The organism is Kitasatospora sp. NPDC057692, assembly GCF_042799475.1.
In the GTDB taxonomy this organism is placed as follows: domain Bacteria; phylum Actinomycetota; class Actinomycetes; order Streptomycetales; family Streptomycetaceae; genus Kitasatospora.
Genome location: NZ_JBHVIV010000129.1, coordinates 1 through 18,536, shown reverse-complemented (window position 1 = coordinate 18,536; position 18,536 = coordinate 1). Strand labels below are relative to the sequence as shown.

The window sequence follows — 18,536 nt, the reverse complement described above, 5'->3', positions numbered from 1 at the left end:
TTTTTCTAATTCACCCCGGGGGGGGCGGGGGGCCCGCCGGCCCCGCGCCCGCCGGGGGGGGCGGCCGGGGGGGGGGCCCCCCCCCGCTGCCCTGGTCCCCGGGCTCCGCTCCGGGGCCGGGGCCGGGGCCAGGGCCGGGGCGGTCGACATCGCCCCGGCGAGCCGGTCAGTGGCCGCGTCCGGCCGACCGCTCGGCGGTGACCCCTCGTCGGTTTCCTGGGGGCGGCCGACGCCTACCGCCTCCAGGGCACCGGGGGACCTCACCTCACCTCAGCCCACCGGCGCCCGGACCACCTCCTCCACCCGCTCGCCGGGCGGCTCGAGTTCGAGCAGCAGTAAACGCTCCGCGTGCTCCGCCTCCTCGGGTCGCTCGCCCTCGATCCTCCTGACCGCGTCGCGCAGTTGGCCCACCACCTGGGTGCACTCCGCCCCGGCGTCGACGCCGTCGATGCACGCCCAGTACAGGCTCTCGTTCTCCGCCCCGCAGGCCAGCACGACCAGCGTCTCCCCGATGTCCCGCAGGAGTCCGCCGAGTTCGTCCAGCATCGGCCCGAGTTCACCGAGCTCGCCGAGCCTTCGCGCCCGGCTCGCGGGCCCGAAGGCCGACGCCCCCGCCACGTCCCCGGCCGCGTGGTCCAGGCAGCCCACCGCGTGCAGCGCCGCCTCGCCCAACAGGCTCCCGAGGCCGGCGAGTTCGCCGTCCTCGTCCCGCGCGAGCCGGGTGCCCACCGCCTCGGCGAGCAGGGCCGCCTGCCGGGCCTCGGCCAGCACGTCCGGGATGTTCCTGGTCTCCGCCAGGGCGTGCCGGGCGGTCTTGATCAGTCGCAGCGCCTCCATGCCCCGCACTCCTTCCGTCACCCGCGCGGCGCCCTGCCGTGCGGTCACGGTGAGAGGGTGCGCCGGGACGGGAGCGGCTGCACGCGGGCGCCGGAAAGCTGTGGACAACCCGGGGGCTGTGGACAACTTCCGTCCCCCACAGGGCTTAGGAGGCCTCCTCCGGGTTGACATCGCCGAGGGCGCCGGGAACCGGGAAGCGCAGCTCGTTCCGCTCGATCTTGGCGGCCAGGGCCGTCAACGGGTCGACCCCGACCACCGTGCAGAACTGGAGCAGGTAGGCGAGCACATCGGCCACCTCGTCCCGCACCCGGTGGGCGCGTTCCGGTTCCGCCATCACCTCAGCCGCCTGCTCGGGCGTGAGCCACTGGAAGATCTCCAGCAGCTCCCCGGCCTCCACGGTCAGCGCGGCGGCGAGGTTCTTGGGCGTGTGGAAGGGCTCCCAGCGGCGCGCCGCGGCGAACTCCGTCAGCCGCTGCCGCAGCCCTTCCAGCGTCGGCCCGGGGACATCCGTCTCTTCTTCGTTCACCCGTCCAGGTTTACCGCATCCCCCGCCACCGGACGGATCGGCGCCGGGGCAGAAGCCGGGGCCGGGGCAGAGGCCGGCGAACCGTCCCGCACCACCTGGACCGGCACCCGCGCCGTCTCGGCCCGCAGCACCGTCAGCCCCGAGCCGGGGTCGCGCCGGCACTCCACCACCGCCACCCCCGGCGCCGGTCCGCCCCCCGCCCCGCCCAGCGCGTCCCGCGCCGCGGCCGGCTCCTGGAGGGTGGCGAGCACCCGCAGCTGATTGCGCCCCGCCATGTCCCGGGCCAGCCGCAGCAGCGACGCGCTCTGGTCCGTGCCGAGCCCCGCCCCGAGGTCGTCGGCGAGCACGGTCAGCTGCCGCTGCGCCCACGGCACCTCGACCGCCACGTCGAGGTCCAGCACCCCGGCCCCGGTGAGCAGCACGGCGGCGAACGCCAGGTGGCGCAGCATGCCGTCGGAGGCCTGGTCGGCGCCGGTGCGCCCGAGGAGTCCCTCGTCGAACACCGCGAGCACCCGCCGGTCGGCGCCGCTGCCGCGGTGGGCGAGGTCGAGTCCGAGCAGCGGGTGCGGGGCGGCGGACTGGACGACGCGCAGCAGTTGCCCGTAGCGGCGGGGGCACTCGTTGCTGAGCCGGGCGATGACGGCGGAGATGTTGGCGGCGGTGCTGAGCAGCCGGGCCTGCGGGTGGGGCCGGGCCCAGCCGCGCATGAGGGCGGGCACGGGATGGACGGGGAACACCTCGCGCAGCGCGGTGAGCAGCTGTTCGGCGGCGGCGAGGACCTTGCGCTCGCCGGGCGAGGAGCCGGCGACCCGCAGCGGGATCTGGGCAGTGATCAGCGTGCCGCTGGGGAACGGGGCGCGGATGTCGCCCTGCCGGGTGTCGTTGTGCCAGCTGACGTTGACGCGGCGGTTGCGCAGGTCCTGCTCGCCGGTCTCGACGAGGGTCCGGCCGTCGAGGGTGAGCTGTTCCCGGGCGATGCGGACCGGCCCGTCGGTGCGGACGACGACTTCGAGGCCGATCTGCCCGTCCGGGGAGCGGACGGTGCAGCCGAGGATGAAGGCGTTGCGGCCGTGCGGCACGCAGCCGTCGAGGCCGCCGCGGACGGGGCCGGCGAGCGGGCCGGTGGTGCCGGGCCGTCCGTCGAGGGAGGCGCCGATCTCCTCGCCGAGGGCGAGCCGGGAGAGGACGGCGAGGGCGTCGAGCGCGTTGGACTTGCCGACGCCGGCGGGGCCGTGCAGCACGGTGAGGGGCGCGAGCGGCAGGCTCGCGCGCCGGTAGGACTTGAAGGAGGTGAGCCGGATCTCCTCGACGATCGGGCGCCGGACGGTCGGCGCGCCGGGGTCCGGACTGCGCTGCTGCGGGTGGGCCGGCACGGCGGGCCGGGTGGCGTCGCGGTTCACCCGTCGGACGTTAGCCTCCGCTCGGGAGGCAGAAACGTGCCTGCCCGGCAGATTCATCCCATCGGGGTGGCGGGCGGCGCGGGCCCGGCTCCGCGCGCCGCCGCCGGCCCGCGGTTCAGCGCCGGTAGGCGGCGACGGTGACGGAGGCGGTCACCTCGACCGGGTCCGGCAGCGCGGCGAGCCGCTCCGTCAGCCGGTCCGGGTCGGTGTGCCAGGCGCTGGGCCCCATGCCGACGACGGTCCGCACGTCCTCGGCGGACAGCCGCAGCGTGAACTCGACCTCCCGCTGCCCGGCCGGCGTCAGGTGCGGGCCGAGCTTCTCGTCGATGCGCCGCTGCTTCTCCTCGTCCACCGACAGCAGTCCCAGGGCGGTGACGAGTTCGCGCAGGTGGCGCGAGGTGGGCGCGACGAGCAGCAGGGTGCCGCCGGGCCTCAGCACGCGGCGCAGCTCGGGGCCGTTGCGCGGGGCGAACACGTTGAGGACGAGCCCGGCGGAGGCGTCCAGCAGTGGCAGCGGGCGCCACGCGTCGCAGACCACGGCGCCGATCCGGGGGTGGGCCCTGGCGGCGCGGCGCAGCGCGTACTTGGAGATGTCGAGGGCGGCGCCGGGCCGACCGGGCAGCACGTCGAGGACGTGGGCGAGGTAGTGGCCGGTGCCGGCGCCGAGGTCGGCGACGAGTCCTTCGGGCTGGGCGGCGGCCGCGGCCTCGGCGAGGGCGTCGGCGATCGGCCGGTAGTGGCCGGCGGCGAGGAAGTCGCCGCGGGCGGCGACCATGTCGGCGGTGTCGCCGGTGCCGGTGTGGGCGTCGCCGGCGAGCAGGCTGACGTAACCCTGTTTGGCGACGTCGTGGCTGTGTCCGGCGGGGCAGCGCAGGGTGCGCCCGTCTCGGGTGAGCGGCTGCGCGCAGTGCGGGCAGGCCAGGTAGGGCTCGATGTCCTGCAGCAAGGGTCCGTCTTCTCTCGCGGCCCGGTCGTGGGCTCGGGCCGGGGGTGCCAGCCTAACGAGCGGCGGCGCCCGGTCCCGCATGTGCCGGGGCGGCCGCCCGCTGGCCGGGCGGGGTCGGTGGCGTGCGGGGGCCGGCGGCCGCGACCCGCAGGGCGAGCGCGGCCAGTGCCTCGGGCGCGCCGGCCTGCCCCCGGACGCCGGGGAAGGCGTTGACGTCGACGACGACCGGTTCGTCCGGCCCGTCCAGCAGGTCGACGCCGTAGACGTCGAGGCCGAACACCTCGCCGACGCGCAGGGCGATCCGGGCCCGCTCGGCGGGCAGGTCGTCCGGTCCGAAGCCGCTCGCCGTCCCCGGCCCGCCGGCGCCGTGCGGCGGACCGTCGTGGCCGGGGTCGGCGAGTTCGGAGCGCCGGCGGGTGCAGAACAGCCGCCCGTCGACGACCCAGAGCTTCTGGTCCCAGCCGGTGCTCGGCAGGTAGGGCTGGGCGACGACGGGTTCGCCGGGCCACTGCTCGGCGAGGGCGCGCAGCCGGGCGAGGTCGTCGGCCCGGGCGACGAGGTCGTGGCGGCGGCTCTGTCGGCTCTTGACGACCAGCGGGAGGGCGAGGTCGCCCGCCTCGGCGGCCGCGAGCAGCGCGGCGGGGCCGTCGGCGGTGCGGGTGGGTGCGAAGGGCAGGCCGGCCCGCCGGGCGAGCTCGGCCATGGCGGTGCGGTCCTGGCAGAGTTCGGTGGCGGCGGCCGGGTTGACGACGGGGACGCCGCGTTCCTCCAGCGACCGGGCGAGCGCGAGGGCCGCCGGGGTGCGGGCCTTGAGCAGGTAGACGTCGGCGGGCGGGCCCGGCGGCGCGGCGGCGGCCGGGTCGAGCGCCTCGACGCGGTGGCCGCGCGCGGTCAGCAGCGCGCCGGCCGCGGCGAGCAGCGGGTGGTCGGGGGCGGAGGTGATCAGCCCGATCCTCACAGCGCGCCGCCGACGCCCACGCCGCCGACGCCGGCCACTCCGACCCCGCCGATCCCGACGGCGGCCGCGCCGCCCTGGGCGGGCATCCGGACGGCCGCCGAGCCGATTCCGACGGCCCCGAGCCCGGGGGCGTCCAGCCCCGAGGCGTCCAGCGCGACCGCCGGGGCCGTGACGGCGGTGCCGGTGCGGGCCAGCCGCAGGACCGCCCGGGCGACCCGGGCGACCGCGTCCGGCACCTGCCGGAAGCTCGGGAAGTCGTTGATGTCGACGACCACCGGCCCGTCCGGTCCGAGCAGCACGTCGACGCCGTACAGGTCGAGCCCGAACACCTCGCCGACCTGCGCGGCGATCCGCGCGACCTCGGCCGGCAGCGGCACCTGCCGCTCCCGCACCCCCTGGTCGGGGTTGAGCGGCGAGCACCGCTCGGTGGCGTACAGCTCGCCGTCGACGCAGTACACCTTGAGGTCGGTCCCGGAGTTGGGCACGTACGGCTGGGCGATGAGCAGGCCCTCGCCGGCGAGCAGGGGGCCGAGTTCGGCGAGGTGCCCGGGGTCGCGGACCAGCCGCACGGCCCGCCCGGAGCTGCCGTCGGCGGGCTTGACGACCAGCGGGTACTCGGCGGCGGGGATCTCGGCGAGCCGTTCCCAGCGGGCGGCCGCGTAGGTGACGGGGACGGGCAGCCCGCGGGTGCGGGCGATGACCGAGGCGAGCGCCTTGTCGCGGACGCCCCGGATCGAGCGGACGTCGTTGACGGTGGTGAGGCCGACGGCGGCGGCGGCCTCCAGCAGGGTGAGGCCGGGCCCGCCGGAGACGGTCTTGAGCACCCAGGCGTCGTGGCTGCCGGCGCGGACCGCCTCGGAGATCGCCATCAGCGAGTCGCCGGGGCGCAGCACGTCCACCCGGTGCCCCCACGCGGTGAGCTGGCGTACGACGTCGAGCGGCATGCCGTCGTGCCGGTAGTGCTCCTCCACCAGAAAGCAGAGCCTCATGAGCCAGTCATCCCCCTCGCGTCGCCCAGCGCGGACGTCCGCCGTTCCCGTCCGGCAGAGCTGTAAAGGCCCCAGGATGCCATGGGGTCCGTACGCAAGATCGCCCGGCCTGTAAGCGTTCGGCAACAATCGCGCGGAAATGCCCGAGCCGGGCGGCTCCCCCGCAGGTCGGCGGCGGTGGCGTCCTCGGCCGCCGCCCGCCGCGGCGGCGCAAATCCCTGGCCGGAAGGGGCCCGGTCCTGCTTGGATGCACGGCGTGACCTCTGACGATCTTGCCGCCGCCGCGCCCCCTGCCGCCGGACCCGACCGCGTCCTCCTTGAGGAGATCGAGCGCTACTACGACGCGGTTCCCCGCGCCGCCGCGCGCGTCGAGGACTTCGGCCCGCTCAGCCTGTTCGTCCGCGAGGGCGCCGGCTGGCCGTACTACGCCCGGCCGGCGCCGGGCCACCGGGGCCCGGCCGCCACGGCCGAGGACGTCAGGCGGGTGCTGGCCCGCCAGCGCGAGCTGGGGCTGCCGGAGGCCTTCGAGTGGGTGGCCGAGCACGATCCGCTGCTGCGCGCGGCGGTGGAGGAGGCGGGGCTGGCCGTGCACGAGCACCCGCTCCTGGTGCTGGGCCCGCAGGACGGACCGGGCGGGCCGGGCGGGGCGTCCGGCGCGCCGGACGGGGCGACGGTGCGGGTGCTGCCCGCCGACGACCCTGCGATCGCGCGCGCGGTGGCCGTCCCGCACCTGGCGTTCGGCGAGCCGGGCACCGGCGTGGGCAGCGCCGGAGTGGAGGAACTCGCCGCCAAGGCAAAGGAGTTGGAATCCGACGGCACCGCGGCGCGGCTCTCCGGGCGGATCGCCTCGGGGCACACGGTGCTCGCCGCGGCCTTCGAGGACGGCACGCCGCTCTGCGCGGGCCAGCACAACCCGGTCGGCCCTGTCACCGAGGTGGCCGGGGTGGGCACGCTTCCCTCGGCGCGCCGGCGCGGGCTGGGGCAGGCGGTCACCGCGGCGCTGGTCGCGCACGCCCGGGCCAACGGCGTGCGGACGGTGTTCCTGTCGGCGGCCGACGAGGACGTGGCCCGGATCTACCGCCGGGCGGGCTTCCGCCCGTTCGCGACCGCGCTGATCGCCGAGCCGGCCGAGCCCCGCTGAGCCCGTCCGCCCCCTCCTCCCCCGCCCCTCACTCCGAGTCTTCGTCGTCCTCGCCGCTGACCTCCTCGTCCTCGGCCTCGTCCACCACCCAGGCGGCCAGCCGGTCCGCCACCCCGGAGACGCTCAGCCGCCCCTCGCGGACGGCCCGGGCGAGACTGCGCACCTCGCGGGCCGTGGTCGCCACCGTGCAGCCGCTGGCGACCAGGTAGGCGTAGGCGACGGCGGTGGCGAACAGCTCGTTGGTCTTCTCCAGCGCCGGCACCCGGATCAGCTGGTGCATGAGGGCGGCGGCGCGGTCCTGCGGCTCGGGGTAGACGGCGATGTCGAAGATCTCGGCCTGGTGCCGGGCGACGGCCGCGAGCAGCGATCCGTAGTCGGTGACCTGCGGGTCACCGGGCGTGTACTGCTCGGCGGTCATGAGCAGCCACGAGAGGTCGACCTCCAGCTTCAACGGCGCACGTCCTGGAGGTCGGCCCCGCCCCGCTGCTCGCCGAACTCGGCCAGGAACGCCGTCTCGTACTCCTTCATGAACTGCGCGGCCGCGTCGACGAACACCCGCCCGGCCTCGCCCATGTCCTGCTGGACCAGGCGCTCGATGTACTGGTTCATGCTGATCCCCTGCTGCTCCGCCCGCTCCCGGGCCATCTCCGCGGTGGTGGCGTCCACCCGGACGTTCAGCTGCTTCTTACCCATGAACCTCAAGCTAGCGCTGATGTGCTAGCACAACAAGGGCGCGCGCAGCCGCTCGCGCGCGGCCCGACGCGCCCGGCACCCGCCGGGAGGGAGACTTGAAGAGTTCTTCACCTTCGGAGACTCTGAAGTGCCCCGAGCATTCCGTGGAGCGGCACCGACCGGTGTGGAGGCCGGCAATGACAGCCATGTTCGACCAGGAGCTGCGCGAGCAGCTCGCCCAGGCCCGCAAGGAACTCGCGGCCGCCCGGGCCGAAGGGGACGCCGACGGCGTCCAGGCCTACGAGGGCCGGATCGCCTCGCTGATCCGGCTCGCCGCCCAGCACGGCATCGCCCTGCCGCACGACGCCCAGGAAGAGGAACACCACCTGCCCTGAGCCGCACCGAGCCGCCCACGCCGCCGGACCACGGCGGACACGGCGGGTACGACGAGTACGACGAACAGCAACGGAGGCGGTACCCGGGAGTCCCGGGTACCGCCTCCGCCGTCGTCCGCGGGGTCACTCGCCGTTGACGGGCTCCAGGATCGCCACGCACTCGAAGTGGTGCGTCATCGGGAACAGGTCGAAGGCGCGCAGCGAGAGCGGCCGGTAGCCGCCCTCCCGGAAGAAGCCGAGGTCGCGGGCGAGGGCCGCCGGGTCGCAGGCCACGTAGGCGATCCGGCGGGCGCCGAGTCCGGCCAGGTGGGCGACGGTCTCGCGGCCGGCCCCCGCGCGCGGCGGGTCGAGCACGATGAGGTCGGTCGCGGTGATCCCGGTGCGCGGCAGCAGCGTCTCCACCCGGTCGCACTCGATCTGGACGTTCTCCAGCGCGGCCAGGTTGTGCCGGGCGTCGGCCACCGCCTGCTTGCCCGACTCGATGCCGAGCACCGCGCCGTCCTCGCCGACCCGGTCGGCCAGCGCGCCCGCGAACAGGCCCACCCCGCAGTACAGGTCGAGCGCGTTCTCGCCCCACTGCGGGTCCAGGCCGTCGAGGACGGCGTCGACCAGGGTGTCCGGCGCCTCCGGGTGGATCTGCCAGAATCCGCCGTTGCTGACCCGCCAGGTCCGCCCCGCGGCGCGCTCGCGCACGAAGCCGCGGCCGTGCACCTTGTGGCTGTCGCCCTGCTCGTCGATGCGGGCGATGGAGACCGGGCGGTCCAGCTCGACCAGCGGCAGCTGGGCGCCGGGCGCCGGGGTGAGCACCACCTGGCGGTCCGAGGAGCCGGAGGCGGCGATCGCCTCGACCGAGACGACGCCCTGCCAGTCGCGGGCCTCCACGCCCAGCTCGGTGACGCCCTCGGCGGCGATCAGGCAGCGGTCGACCGGCTGGACCTCGTGCGAGCGGTGCTTGCGCAGCCCGACCTTGCCGCTCGACGGGTCGACGGCGTACTGGACGCGGGTGCGCCAGGCCGGAACCTGCCCGGCCGGCAGCTTGTCGCCGACCGGCTCGACGCTGCCGTCCCAGCCGGCCTCGGCCGGGGTCAGGCCGGCCAGCTTGGCCAGCTGCTCGGTCAGCACCTGCACCTTGAGCTTGCGCTGGCCTCCCGGGGTGACGTGCTGCCAGTCGCATCCGCCGCACTTGCCGGGCCCGGCGAACGGGCACGGCGGGGCGATCCGCTCCTTGGCGGGCTCCAGGACCTCCACCGCGTCCGCCCGCAGGAAGCGCGAGGTGGTGGTGCCCTCGGTGACCTGCGCGATCACCTTCTCGCCCGGCAGCGTGTGCCGGACGAACAGCACCCGGCCCTCGTGCCGGGCCACGCAGTGGCCGCCGCCGTGCGCGACGGGGCCGACCTCGACCTCGTAGCGCTCGCCGACCAGCGGGTCGCCGGTGGGGGCCTTCGGCGCCTTCGGGGCCCTGGGCGCGGACTCGGCCCGGGGCGCGCGGGCGGCGTCGCGCAGCGCCCGCGGCGGGCGCACGGCCTGCTTGCGCGGGCGCGCGCCGCCCTTCGACGGCTTGTCCCGGCCCTCGCGAGCCTCACCGCGCTCGGCGCGATCAGCTCGGTCGGCGCGCTCGACACGCCCCGAGCGCTCACCGCGCTCCGGGCGCGACGGCTGCTCCGCGGGCTCCGGGGCGCGGGAAGGGCGCTCCTCCGGCGCGAGCGGCGCCGTCCGCGCGGTGAACCCGTCGCGGTCGGTCGCCTCCGGACGCGACGGCTTGCCCCAGCGCGGCCGGGCGACCTGCCCGGGTCGGCCGGAGGCGCCGCCCTTGCGGGCACCCTTGCCCGAGGAGCCATGGGAACGAGACGGGGTATTGCGGGTCACTGGGAGGAGTCCTTCGTGCTGCGGTCGGCCGGGCCGGCGGGCTTCGCCGAGACTTCCGACTTTACGGCCTTGGGCGCCCGCGGCTCACCACGCCGGACGGAACCCGGCGCCGACCAGGCCTTCTGCGGCTTGCGGCGCTCCGAGGACTCCAGCTGCCACGGCACCGAGGTCACCATCACACCCGGCTTGAACAGCAGTCGGCCCTTGAGCCGCAGCGCGCTCTGGTTGTGCAGCAGGTGCTCGTACCAGTGGCCGACCACGTACTCGGGGATGTAGACCGACACCACGTCGCGCGGGCTGCTGCGGCGCAGGTTCTTCACGTAGTCCAGCACCGGCCCGGTGATCTCCCGGTACGGCGAGTCCAGCACCTTGAGCGGCACCTCGATCCCGCGCTCGTCCCACTCCGCGCGCAGCGCCGCGGTGTCCGCCGGGTCCACGTTCACGGTCACCGCCTCCAGGGTGTGCGCCCGCGCGAGCCGCGCGTACGCCAGCGCCCGCAGCGCCGGCTTGTGGAGCTTGGAGACCAGCACGATCGCGTGCACCCGGGTGGGCAGCACCACGTCGTCCGGCTCCTCGGCGGCGACCAGCTCCTCGGAGACCCGGTCGTAGTGCCGGCGGATCGCCTTCATCACCACGAACAGCACCACCATCGCCGCGATGGCGATCCAGGCGTGGCTGATCTTGGTGGCGAGCACCACGATCAGCACCGCCATGGTCATCACCAGGCCGAAGGTGTTGATCGCCCGGCTGCGCTGCATGTGGCGGCGCTTGGCCGGGTCGGTCTCGGTGCGCAGGTTCCTGGTCCAGTGCCGGATCATGCCGGACTGGCTCATGTTGAACGACACGAAGACGCCGACGATGTACAGCTGGATCAGCCGCGTCGGGTCCGCGTCGAAGGCGATGATGAACAGGATCGCGGCCAGCGCCAGCAGGATGATGCCGTTGGAGAAGGCCAGCCGGTCGCCCCGGGTGTGCAGCTGGCGCGGCAGGTAGCGGTCCTGGGCCAGGATCGAGCCCAGCACCGGGAAGCCGTTGAACGCCGTGTTGGCGGCCAGCACCAGGATCAGCCCGGTGACGGCGGCCACGAAGTAGAAGCCCGGCGTGAAGTTCGAGAACACCGCCTCGCTGATCTGCGCCAGCGCGGTCTTCTGGTGGTAGTCGCCGGGCGCGCCCACCAGCTGCTGCGGCTCCTCGGCCATCTGGACGCCGGTCAGCCGGGCCAGCCAGATGATGCCCATGAACATCACGACCGCGATGCTCGCCATCATCAGCAGGGTGGTCGCCGCGTTCTTGCTCTTCGGCTTGCGGAACGCCGGCACGCCGTTGGAGATCGCCTCCACGCCGGTCAGCGCCGCACAGCCCGAGGAGAACGCCTTGAGCAGCAGGAACACCATGGCGAAGCCGGCCAGCGACTCGTTGCCGGGGGTCGCCTCCAGGTGGAAGCCCGAGCTCTCCGAGGGCATGTCCTGCCCCAGGCCGAAGTGCCGGAACACGCCGTACACCACCATGCCGAGCACGCCGACCATGAAGGCGTAGGTCGGAACGGCGAAGGCCGAACCGGACTCCCGGACGCCGCGCAGGTTCATGCCCATGAGCACGATGACCACGACGACCGACAGCGTCAGCTCGTGGCCGCGCAGCGCGGGCACCGCCGACACCACGTTGGCCACACCCGAGGTGGTGGAGACCGCCACGGTGAGGATGTAGTCGACCATCAGCGCGCTCGCGACCACCAGGCCGGAGTTCGGGCCGTGGTTCACGGTGGCGACCTCGTAGTCGCCGCCGCCGCTCGGGTACGCGTGCACGTTCTGCCGGTACGAGGCCACCACCGCGAGCATGACGATGGCGACGACGACGCCGATCTGCCACGAGAAGTGGATGGCGGAGGCGCCCGCCAGGGAGAGGGTCAGCAGGATCTCCTCGGGCGCGTACGCGACCGAGGAGAGCGCGTCCGAGGCGAAGACGGGCAGCGCGATGCGCTTGGGGAGCAGCGTCTCCCCCAGCTTGTCGCTGCGCAACGCACGCCCGATGAGGATGCGCTTCGGTAGGTCAGTCGGCATAGGCACGTTAAGGAATCGTAGGGGCACTACGCCGCCGGGGCCGACGCACGCCCCCCGATGATGCCCCCTTCGTCGCGACTGTGTTCGGTGGACCGGCTAGCGTGTCGGATACGAGCAGGCGGGCAACACTGTGGTTGTCGTGCCGAGCCCCACGAGGACGCCCACCCCGGACAACGGGGCGGGGAAACGGAGATCGAACGGTGTTTGCGCAGGTCATGGCCCCAATAGGACGGGTGAGGTAGCGCCGGTGCACATCGTCATCATGGGCTGCGGCCGGGTGGGCTCCGCGCTCGCCCGCGCACTGGAGAAACAGGGCCACTCGGTGGCCGTGGTCGACCAGGACCCGACGGCCTTCCGCCGGCTGGGCGCCGGGTTCAACGGGCGCCGGGTGACCGGGGTCGGCTTCGACCAGGACACCCTGAAGGAGGCGGGCATCGAGGAGGCGGGTGCCTTCGCCGCCGTCTCCAGCGGTGACAACTCCAACATCATCGCCGCCCGGGTGGCCCGGGAGAACTTCGGCGTGGAGAACGTCGCGGCCCGGATCTACGACCCCCGCCGCGCCGAGGTCTACCAGCGCCTGGGCATCCCCACCGTCGCCACCGTCCGCTGGACGGCCGACCAGATGCTGCGCCGCCTGCTGCCGAGCGGCGCCGAACCGCTCTGGCAGGACCCGAGCGGCGCCGTCCAGCTCGCCGAGGTCGCCTACGCCCCGGACTGGGTGGGCCACCGGGTGAGCGAGCTGGAGGAGGCCTCCGGCGCCCGGGTGGCGTTCGTCACCCGGCTCGGCGAGGGCGTGCTGCCCTCGTCCCAGATGGTGGTGCAGGAGGGCGACCTGGTGCACGTCATGCTGCGCCGGGCCGACCTGACGGCGGTCGAGGCCGCGTTCGCGCAGGGCCCGCAGAAGGAAGGTCACTGATGCGAGTCGCCATTGCCGGGGCCGGCGCCGTCGGCCGCTCGATCGCGGGCGAGCTGCTGGAGAACGGCCACGAGGTCCTGCTGATCGACAAGAACCCGAACTCCATCTCGGTGGAGCGGGTGCCCATGGCGGAGTGGCTGCTGGCCGACGCCTGCGAGATCACCTCTCTGGACGAGGCCGCGCTGCAGCGCTGCCACGTGGTGATCGCCGCGACCGGTGACGACAAGGTCAACCTGGTCGTCTCGCTGCTCGCGAAGACCGAGTACGGCGTGCCGCGGGTGGTCGCCCGGGTGAACAACCCGAAGAACGAGTGGCTCTTCAACGAGTCCTGGGGCGTGGACGTGGCCGTCTCCACCCCGCGCCTGATGTCCGCCCTGGTCGAGGAGGCGGTCAGCGTCGGCGACCTGGTCCGGCTGATGCGCTTCAGCCAGGGCAACGCCAACCTCGTCGAGCTGACCCTCGCCGAGGACACCGAGCTGGTCGGCACCCGGGTCGGCGACGTCCCGTGGCCGCCGGACACCGCGCTGGTGACGATCCTGCGCGAGGGCCGGGTCCTGGTGCCCCGCAAGGACGACACCCTGGAGGGCGGCGACGAGCTGCTCTTCGTGGCCGCCCAGGAGCGGGAGGAGGAGCTGGAGAACCTGCTCTCCAGCTCGGCCGGCGCCCAGTAGCCCCGGGAACCCCGCCGGCCCGAAGACCCGCCCGGCTCGGAAACCCCGCCGGCCCGGACACGCCGGTCGTCCGGACACGCCGGTCGTCCGGACACGGAAACGCCGAGGGCCCGCACTCGCTCGGAGTGCGGGCCCTCGGCCGTGCGCCGGTCCTGCTACACGCCGGCGGACGGCCCGCCGGCGGGGTGCTCCTCCGCCGGCTCGTCGTCCAGCTGCGCCTTGATCGGCGGCGGCGCCTTCAGCAGGATCTGCCAGGTCACGTACATCGCCAGCAGCAGCGGCGGGATGCCCAGGGCGACCTTGAGCCAGCCCAGCAGGTTGACGTTGTGGGTGAAGTACAGCGGGAAGAGGATCAGCGGCTTGATGCCCATGATCAGCACCCACGCCCAGGTCGCCTTGGTGTAGGCGGCCAGCCGACCCGGGTTCTGCTTGCGCCAGGTGAACATCTCACCGGTCACCGGGCCGAGCATGATGCCGATCAGCGGCCAGCGCACCAGCGCCGAGACCGCCAGGCCCACGCAGTAGCCGACGTTCCAGAGCAGGCCCGGCAGGTAGAAGTTCTCCGCCTTGCCGGTCTTCATCGAGATCCAGGCACCGATGGCGACACCGAACACCCCGCTGAAGGCGTGCTGGACGGTCTCCCGCTTCAGCAGCCGCGCCACCACGAACAGCGCGCTCAGGCCCAGCGCCGCCCAGGCGGCCGCCGGCACCTTGTGGGTGATGTTGTAGGTGACGATGAAGACCAGACCGGGCAGGGTCATGTCGATCATGCCCCGGACGCCGCCGAACGCCTTCATCACGGTGTCGGCGGCCTCGCGGGAGGCCTGCGCCTGCCGGGCCGCCTCCTCCTCGTCATGGGCGATCTTGACCAGGCCGAGCTGGGCGGCGGGCTCGCCGCCGGGCTGGTTGCTCACGCTCATTCGCTCCCGTGTCCGACCGGACGCAGCTCGTAGCGGGGGTTGAACAGCACCCGGCGGCCGCGCGCGTGGCTGATCCGGCCGCTGGCGACCAGACGGCGCCCCGGCTCGATGCCCGCGATGGAGCGGCGCCCGAGCCAGACCACGTCCAGCGCCTCGGTGCCGTCGAAGAGCTCCGCCTCCAGGGCGGGAACACCGGCCCGCGGGCGGAGCGTCACGGTGCGCAGGGTGCCCGCGACGGTGACCAGTTGCCGGTCCCCGCAGCTGGCGATCGGAGTGCAGCCCGACTCCGCGGCGCTCTCCTGGCGCAGCTCCTCGGCCTCCAACTCCTCCGTGGAGGAGGTCAGCCGGCTGAGCATGCGGCGGAAGCGCCCCTGCGGCGGCCCGCTGCTGTTGTCACCACTCATGCCGGAAGGGTACCGGTTCCGGGGGCCCCGGCGGCAGGCCGCGCAAGCCGCCCGGGCACCCCGCGGGGGCCTCCGGGGCACCGGGCACGGCCCGCCCGGTCATCCCTCGAAGCGGTAGCCCATGCCCGGCTCGGTGATGAAGTGCCGCGGGTGCGAGGGGTCGCGTTCGAGCTTGCGCCGCAGCTGGGCGAGGTAGACCCGCAGGTAGTTCGTCTCGGTCCGGTAGGCCGGGCCCCAGACCTCCTGCAGCAGCTGGGTCTGGCTGACCAGCCGGCCCGCGTTGCGGACCAGGACCTCCAGCAGATGCCACTCGGTCGGGGTAAGGCGGATGTCGGCGCCGTCCCGGTTCACCTTCTTCGCCGCCAGGTCGACGGTGAAGCTGTCGGTGACCACCACCGAGCCGTCCTCCCCGGCGACCGGCTCGGCCCGGCGGACGGCGGCGCGCATCCGGGCCAGCAGCTCGTCCATGCCGAAGGGCTTGGTGACGTAGTCGTCGGCGCCGGCGTCCAGCGCCTCGACCTTCTCGTCGGAGGCGTGCCGGGCGGAGAGCACGATGATCGGCACCCGGGTCCAGCCGCGCAGGCCCTTGATCACCTCGACCCCGTCCATGTCGGGCAGGCCGAGGTCGAGGACGACGACGTCGGGATGCCGGGCGGCGGCGAGCTCCAGGGCGCTCGCGCCGTCATGCGCCGCGTCGACCTCGTACTTGCGGGCCTTGAGGTTGATCACCAGCGCGCGGACGATCTGCGGTTCGTCGTCCACGACGAGGACCCGGGTCATTGCGGGCTCCGCCTTTCGGGGCTGTCGGTCTGATCGGAAACGGTCGTTCAACGGTCGTCGCGGGACGGGGGCGATCACCCTGGCGGCGGGGCGAAGCGCGGCCCGGCGGACTCGGCCGCCTCGCGCGCCGGTCCGCCGTGGGCCGGTCCGCCGTGATCGGGGTTGTGGCGGTCCCGGGTGTCGCGGTCGGAGGTCTCGCGGTCGGAGGTGTCGCGGTCGGAGGTGTCCGGCTCCGGGACGCGTTCCACCACGGGCAGGGTGACCACCATGGTCAGCCCGCCGCCCGGAGTGTCCTCGGCGGACACCGTGCCGTCCATCGCCTCGACGAAGCCGCGCGCCACCGCGAGCCCGAGCCCCACCCCGGCACCGCGCGGCGCGTCCCCGTAGCGCTGGAACGGTGCGAAGATCCGCTCCTTGGCGTCCTCCGGCACCCCCGGCCCCCGGTCCACGATCCGCAGCTCCACCCGGCCCGGCCCGTCCACCGGCTGCAGCGCGTCGGCCTTGACCAGCACCTTCGTCCCGTCCGGGCTGTACTTGACGGCGTTCTCGATCAGGTTGGCCAGCGACCGCTCCAGCAGCCCGCCGTCGGCCCGGACCATCGGCAGGGTCTCCGGCACGTCCAGCCGGACCGCCTCCGGCGGCACCCCGCCCAGCGCGAACGGCACCACCTCGTCCAGGTCGGTCTCCTGGATCAGCGGCGTGACCGTTCCGGTCTGCAACCGGCTCATGTCGAGCAGGTTGTTGATCAGATGGTCGAGCCGGTCGGCACCGGCCTCGATCCCCGCCAGCAGCTCCGCCTCGTCCTCCTCGTCCCACTCCACGTCCGCCGAGCGGAGCGAGCTCACCGAGGCCTTGATCCCCGCGAGGGGCGTGCGCAGATCGTGCGAGACCGCCGCCAGCAGCGCGGTCCGGATCCGGTTCCCCTCGGCCTCCCGCCGGGCGGCCGCCGCCTCCCCCGCCAGTCGCCGGCGCTCCAGCACCACGGCGGCCTGCGCGGCGAAGGCCCCGAGCAGTCGGCGGTCCTCCCCCGGCAGCACCCGGCCACGCAGCACCAGCGCCAGCGTCTCCCCGACCGGGACGTCCACGTCGGCCGTCTCCGGCCGCTCCGGCGAACGCGGGCCCGCCGTCGCCACCGCCTGCCACGCGCCGGCCCGGTCCGGCCGTTCCAGCAGGGCGACCGACTCCTGTTGGAAGGTCTCCCTCACCTGCTCCAGCAGCGCGGTCAGCACCCCGTCCCCGTTCGGCGACCCGCGCAGTAGGGTGCCGGCCAGCGCGCTCAGCGTCTGCGCCTCGGTCTGGCTGCGGGCCGCCTGGTGGGTGCGCCGGGCCGCCAGGTCGACGACCGAGGCCACCGCCATGCCGACCGCGGTGAATATCGCCACCGCCATGATGTTCTGCGGCTCGGAGATGGTGAACGTGTGGATCGGCGGCGCGAAGTAGTAGTTGAGAGCCGAGGACCCGACCAGCGCCGAGGCGATCGCCGGGAACAGCCCGCCCACCAGCGCCGCACACACCGTCAGCGACAGGAACAGCATCATGTCCGTGGTCAGGCCCAGACCGTGGACATTGGTGAGCACCAGCGCCAGCAGCGGCGGCCCCGCCACCCCGATCAGCCAGCCCGCGATCGTCCGCGTCCGGCCCAGATCGGTCACCTTGCGGATCGGAATCCGCCCGCGCCCCTTCGCGGCGTGCTCGTGCGTGACGATGTGCACGTCGATGTCGCCCGACTCGCGGGTGACCGTGCCGCTCACGCCCGGCCCGTAGACGTACTGCCAGGCCGGCCGCCGACTGGTGCCGAGCACGATCTGGGTCGCGTTCACACCCCGCGCGAAGTCCAGCAGCCCGGCGGCCGGGTCGTCGCCCAGCACCGCGTGGTACGAACCGCCCAGGCTCTCCACCAGCGCCCGCTGCTCGATCAGCGTCTGCGAGGAGCCCGAACCCGAACCCGCCAGCCCGTCCGACCGGGAGATGTGCACGGCCAGCAGCTCGCCGCCCGACCCGCGGGCCGCGATCCGGGCCGCCCGGCGGATCAGCGTCGCGCCCTCCGGCCCGCCCGTCAGCCCGACCACGATCCGCTCACGCGCCTGCCAGGTCCCCTTGATGCCCTGCTCGGCCCGGTACTTCTGCAGATACTCGTCGACCCGGTCGGCCGTCCACAGCAGCGCCAGCTCACGCAGCGCCGTCAGGTTCCCCGGCCGGAAGTAGTGGGCGAGCGCCGCGTCGATCTTCTCCGGCGCGTACACGTTGCCGTGCGCAAGCCGGCGCCGCAGCGCCTGGGGCGACATGTCGACGAGCTCGATCTGGTCGGCCCGGCGGACCACCTCGTCCGGCACCGTCTCCCGCTGCCGCACGCCCGTGATGCCCTCGACCACGTCACCGAGCGACTCCAGATGCTGGATGTTCACCGTCGAGATGACGTCGATCCCGGCCGCGAGCAGCTCCTCGACGTCCTGCCACCGCTTCTCGTTGCGGCACCCCGGCACATTGCTGTGCGCGAGCTCGTCCACCAGCGCCACCTGCGGCCTGCGCGCCAGCACCGCGTCCAGGTCCATCTCCGTGAACACGGCCCCGCGGTGTGTCAGCTCCCGCCGCGGCACCAGTTCAAGACCGGTGACCCGCTCGGCCGTGTGCCGCCGCCCGTGGTCCTCGACGAACGCCACCGCGACGTCGGTCCCCCGCTCCGACCGCCGGTGCGCCTCCGCGAGCATGGCGTACGTCTTACCGACCCCGGGTGCCGCCCCGAGGTAGATCCGCAGCCTGCCGCGTCCCATGTGCACCATTCTTGATCCGGCCAAGCCTGGCGGCCATCCCGGACACCAGTTCCCTTCGCCTTCGAGACTACGGCGCGGGCGCGTTTTTGCCAGCGATCTGGGCGCTGACCTGGGAGTTTTAGCGCCATTTTGATGGGCTTGACGGACACCGACCAGTGCTGACGGCCCGCACCGCCCGCCGGCCCGCCCGAAACGCAAAGAACCCCCGCCGGTATCCCCGGCGGGGGTTCTCCACAAAGATTGTTCGGCGGCGTCCTACTCTCCCACAGGGTCCCCCCTGCAGT

Annotated in this window: 18 protein-coding genes; 4 read left to right on the top strand and 14 right to left on the bottom strand. The window is 74.1% G+C overall.

The features are described from left to right. Positions 1–270: 270 nt before the first annotated feature. From ACFVFS_RS38145 to ACFVFS_RS38120, 6 genes are all read right to left on the bottom strand, one after another. Entirely contained in the window at positions 271–885 is a 615-nt protein-coding gene (locus ACFVFS_RS38145) for a DUF6099 family protein (RefSeq protein ID WP_380629601.1), read from the bottom strand. A gap of 97 nt (positions 886–982) precedes the next feature. After that, positions 983–1,363, bottom strand: a complete 381-nt coding sequence (locus tag ACFVFS_RS38140) for a nucleotide pyrophosphohydrolase (RefSeq protein WP_380629600.1) — start codon at positions 1,361–1,363, stop codon at positions 983–985. Continuing rightward, the gene (locus ACFVFS_RS38135) at positions 1,360–2,763 is read right to left on the bottom strand and encodes an AAA family ATPase (protein ID WP_380629598.1); all 1,404 of its coding nucleotides are present in this window, start codon (positions 2,761–2,763) and stop codon (positions 1,360–1,362) included. Before ACFVFS_RS38135 ends, ACFVFS_RS38140 begins: the two co-directional genes overlap by 4 nt. Before the next feature lie 115 nt (positions 2,764–2,878). After that, entirely contained in the window at positions 2,879–3,709 is an 831-nt protein-coding gene (locus tag ACFVFS_RS38130) for a putative RNA methyltransferase (RefSeq protein WP_380629597.1), read from the bottom strand. A gap of 52 nt (positions 3,710–3,761) precedes the next feature. Then, positions 3,762–4,667: a RimK family alpha-L-glutamate ligase gene (locus ACFVFS_RS38125; protein WP_380629596.1), complete on the bottom strand. Its 906-nt coding sequence runs from the start codon at positions 4,665–4,667 to the stop codon at positions 3,762–3,764. Further along, positions 4,664–5,656 (bottom strand): RimK family alpha-L-glutamate ligase, encoded by a 993-nt coding sequence (locus ACFVFS_RS38120; RefSeq protein WP_380629595.1) that lies wholly within the window; start codon positions 5,654–5,656, stop codon positions 4,664–4,666. The genes ACFVFS_RS38125 and ACFVFS_RS38120 overlap by 4 nt, the downstream gene beginning before the upstream one ends. A gap of 247 nt (positions 5,657–5,903) precedes the next feature. Between ACFVFS_RS38120 and ACFVFS_RS38115 the strand changes: the two genes are divergently transcribed. Then, positions 5,904–6,797, top strand: coding sequence for a GNAT family N-acetyltransferase (locus tag ACFVFS_RS38115; RefSeq protein ID WP_380629593.1), 894 nt, complete (start codon positions 5,904–5,906; stop codon positions 6,795–6,797). Between the two features lie 28 nt (positions 6,798–6,825). Here the strand turns inward: ACFVFS_RS38115 and ACFVFS_RS38110 are convergent, their stop codons facing one another. Both ACFVFS_RS38110 and ACFVFS_RS38105 read right to left on the bottom strand, forming a co-directional pair. Then, positions 6,826–7,248, bottom strand: a complete 423-nt coding sequence (locus tag ACFVFS_RS38110; protein ID WP_380629592.1) for a fic family toxin-antitoxin system, toxin component — start codon at positions 7,246–7,248, stop codon at positions 6,826–6,828. After that, positions 7,245–7,490 (bottom strand): toxin-antitoxin system HicB family antitoxin, encoded by a 246-nt coding sequence (locus ACFVFS_RS38105; RefSeq protein ID WP_344332776.1) that lies wholly within the window; start codon positions 7,488–7,490, stop codon positions 7,245–7,247. The genes ACFVFS_RS38110 and ACFVFS_RS38105 overlap by 4 nt, the downstream gene beginning before the upstream one ends. A gap of 176 nt (positions 7,491–7,666) precedes the next feature. On the opposite strand from ACFVFS_RS38105, the gene ACFVFS_RS38100 reads away from it, so the two are divergent. Beyond that, positions 7,667–7,864, top strand: a complete 198-nt coding sequence (locus tag ACFVFS_RS38100; RefSeq protein WP_350555543.1) for a hypothetical protein — start codon at positions 7,667–7,669, stop codon at positions 7,862–7,864. A 123-nt stretch (positions 7,865–7,987) separates the two neighbouring features. Here the strand turns inward: ACFVFS_RS38100 and ACFVFS_RS38095 are convergent, their stop codons facing one another. Beyond that, positions 7,988–9,286, bottom strand: a complete 1,299-nt coding sequence (locus ACFVFS_RS38095) for a class I SAM-dependent RNA methyltransferase (protein WP_380629602.1) — start codon at positions 9,284–9,286, stop codon at positions 7,988–7,990. 440 nt (positions 9,287–9,726) lie between these two features. Then, a complete protein-coding gene (locus ACFVFS_RS38090; protein ID WP_380629591.1) occupies positions 9,727–11,790 on the bottom strand; it encodes an APC family permease in 2,064 nt (687 codons plus the stop codon). Between the two features lie 247 nt (positions 11,791–12,037). On the opposite strand from ACFVFS_RS38090, the gene ACFVFS_RS38085 reads away from it, so the two are divergent. Together ACFVFS_RS38085 and ACFVFS_RS38080 are read left to right on the top strand one after the other, a co-directional pair. Next, positions 12,038–12,706 carry a potassium channel family protein gene (locus tag ACFVFS_RS38085; protein WP_380629590.1) on the top strand — a complete coding sequence of 223 codons (669 nt, stop codon included), beginning with the start codon at positions 12,038–12,040 and terminating at the stop codon, positions 12,704–12,706. Then, entirely contained in the window at positions 12,706–13,377 is a 672-nt protein-coding gene (locus ACFVFS_RS38080) for a TrkA family potassium uptake protein (protein WP_350555537.1), read from the top strand. Before ACFVFS_RS38085 ends, ACFVFS_RS38080 begins: the two co-directional genes overlap by 1 nt. Positions 13,378–13,532: 155 nt before the next feature. On the opposite strand, the gene ACFVFS_RS38075 is transcribed toward ACFVFS_RS38080, so the two are convergent. The 4 genes from ACFVFS_RS38075 to ACFVFS_RS38060 form a co-directional block, all read right to left on the bottom strand. Then, a complete protein-coding gene (locus ACFVFS_RS38075; protein ID WP_380629588.1) occupies positions 13,533–14,297 on the bottom strand; it encodes a DUF3159 domain-containing protein in 765 nt (254 codons plus the stop codon). After that, positions 14,294–14,701, bottom strand: a complete 408-nt coding sequence (locus ACFVFS_RS38070; protein WP_350555533.1) for an OB-fold nucleic acid binding domain-containing protein — start codon at positions 14,699–14,701, stop codon at positions 14,294–14,296. Before ACFVFS_RS38070 ends, ACFVFS_RS38075 begins: the two co-directional genes overlap by 4 nt. Before the next feature lie 99 nt (positions 14,702–14,800). Next, positions 14,801–15,481, bottom strand: coding sequence for a response regulator (locus tag ACFVFS_RS38065; RefSeq protein ID WP_355376066.1), 681 nt, complete (start codon positions 15,479–15,481; stop codon positions 14,801–14,803). A 74-nt stretch (positions 15,482–15,555) separates the two neighbouring features. Beyond that, positions 15,556–18,252, bottom strand: a complete 2,697-nt coding sequence (locus tag ACFVFS_RS38060; RefSeq protein ID WP_380629587.1) for an ATP-binding protein — start codon at positions 18,250–18,252, stop codon at positions 15,556–15,558. Positions 18,253–18,536 lie beyond the last annotated feature (284 nt).

Bases quoted from the DNA above. Each gene is read 5' to 3' on its own strand.
- ACFVFS_RS38065 (WP_355376066.1), bottom strand. From the start codon at position 15,481: ATGACCCGGGTCCTCGTCGTGGACGACGAACCGCAGATCGTCCGCGCG.
- ACFVFS_RS38070 (WP_350555533.1), bottom strand. From the start codon at position 14,701: ATGAGTGGTGACAACAGCAGCGGGCCGCCGCAGGGGCGCTTCCGCCGC.
- ACFVFS_RS38060 (WP_380629587.1), bottom strand. From the start codon at position 18,252: ATGGGACGCGGCAGGCTGCGGATCTACCTCGGGGCGGCACCCGGGGTC.
- ACFVFS_RS38115 (WP_380629593.1), top strand. From the start codon at position 5,904: ATGCACGGCGTGACCTCTGACGATCTTGCCGCCGCCGCGCCCCCTGCC.
- ACFVFS_RS38075 (WP_380629588.1), bottom strand. From the start codon at position 14,297: ATGAGCGTGAGCAACCAGCCCGGCGGCGAGCCCGCCGCCCAGCTCGGC.
- ACFVFS_RS38080 (WP_350555537.1), top strand. From the start codon at position 12,706: ATGCGAGTCGCCATTGCCGGGGCCGGCGCCGTCGGCCGCTCGATCGCG.
- ACFVFS_RS38090 (WP_380629591.1), bottom strand. From the start codon at position 11,790: ATGCCGACTGACCTACCGAAGCGCATCCTCATCGGGCGTGCGTTGCGC.
- ACFVFS_RS38120 (WP_380629595.1), bottom strand. From the start codon at position 5,656: ATGAGGCTCTGCTTTCTGGTGGAGGAGCACTACCGGCACGACGGCATG.
- ACFVFS_RS38100 (WP_350555543.1), top strand. From the start codon at position 7,667: ATGACAGCCATGTTCGACCAGGAGCTGCGCGAGCAGCTCGCCCAGGCC.
- ACFVFS_RS38105 (WP_344332776.1), bottom strand. From the start codon at position 7,490: ATGGGTAAGAAGCAGCTGAACGTCCGGGTGGACGCCACCACCGCGGAG.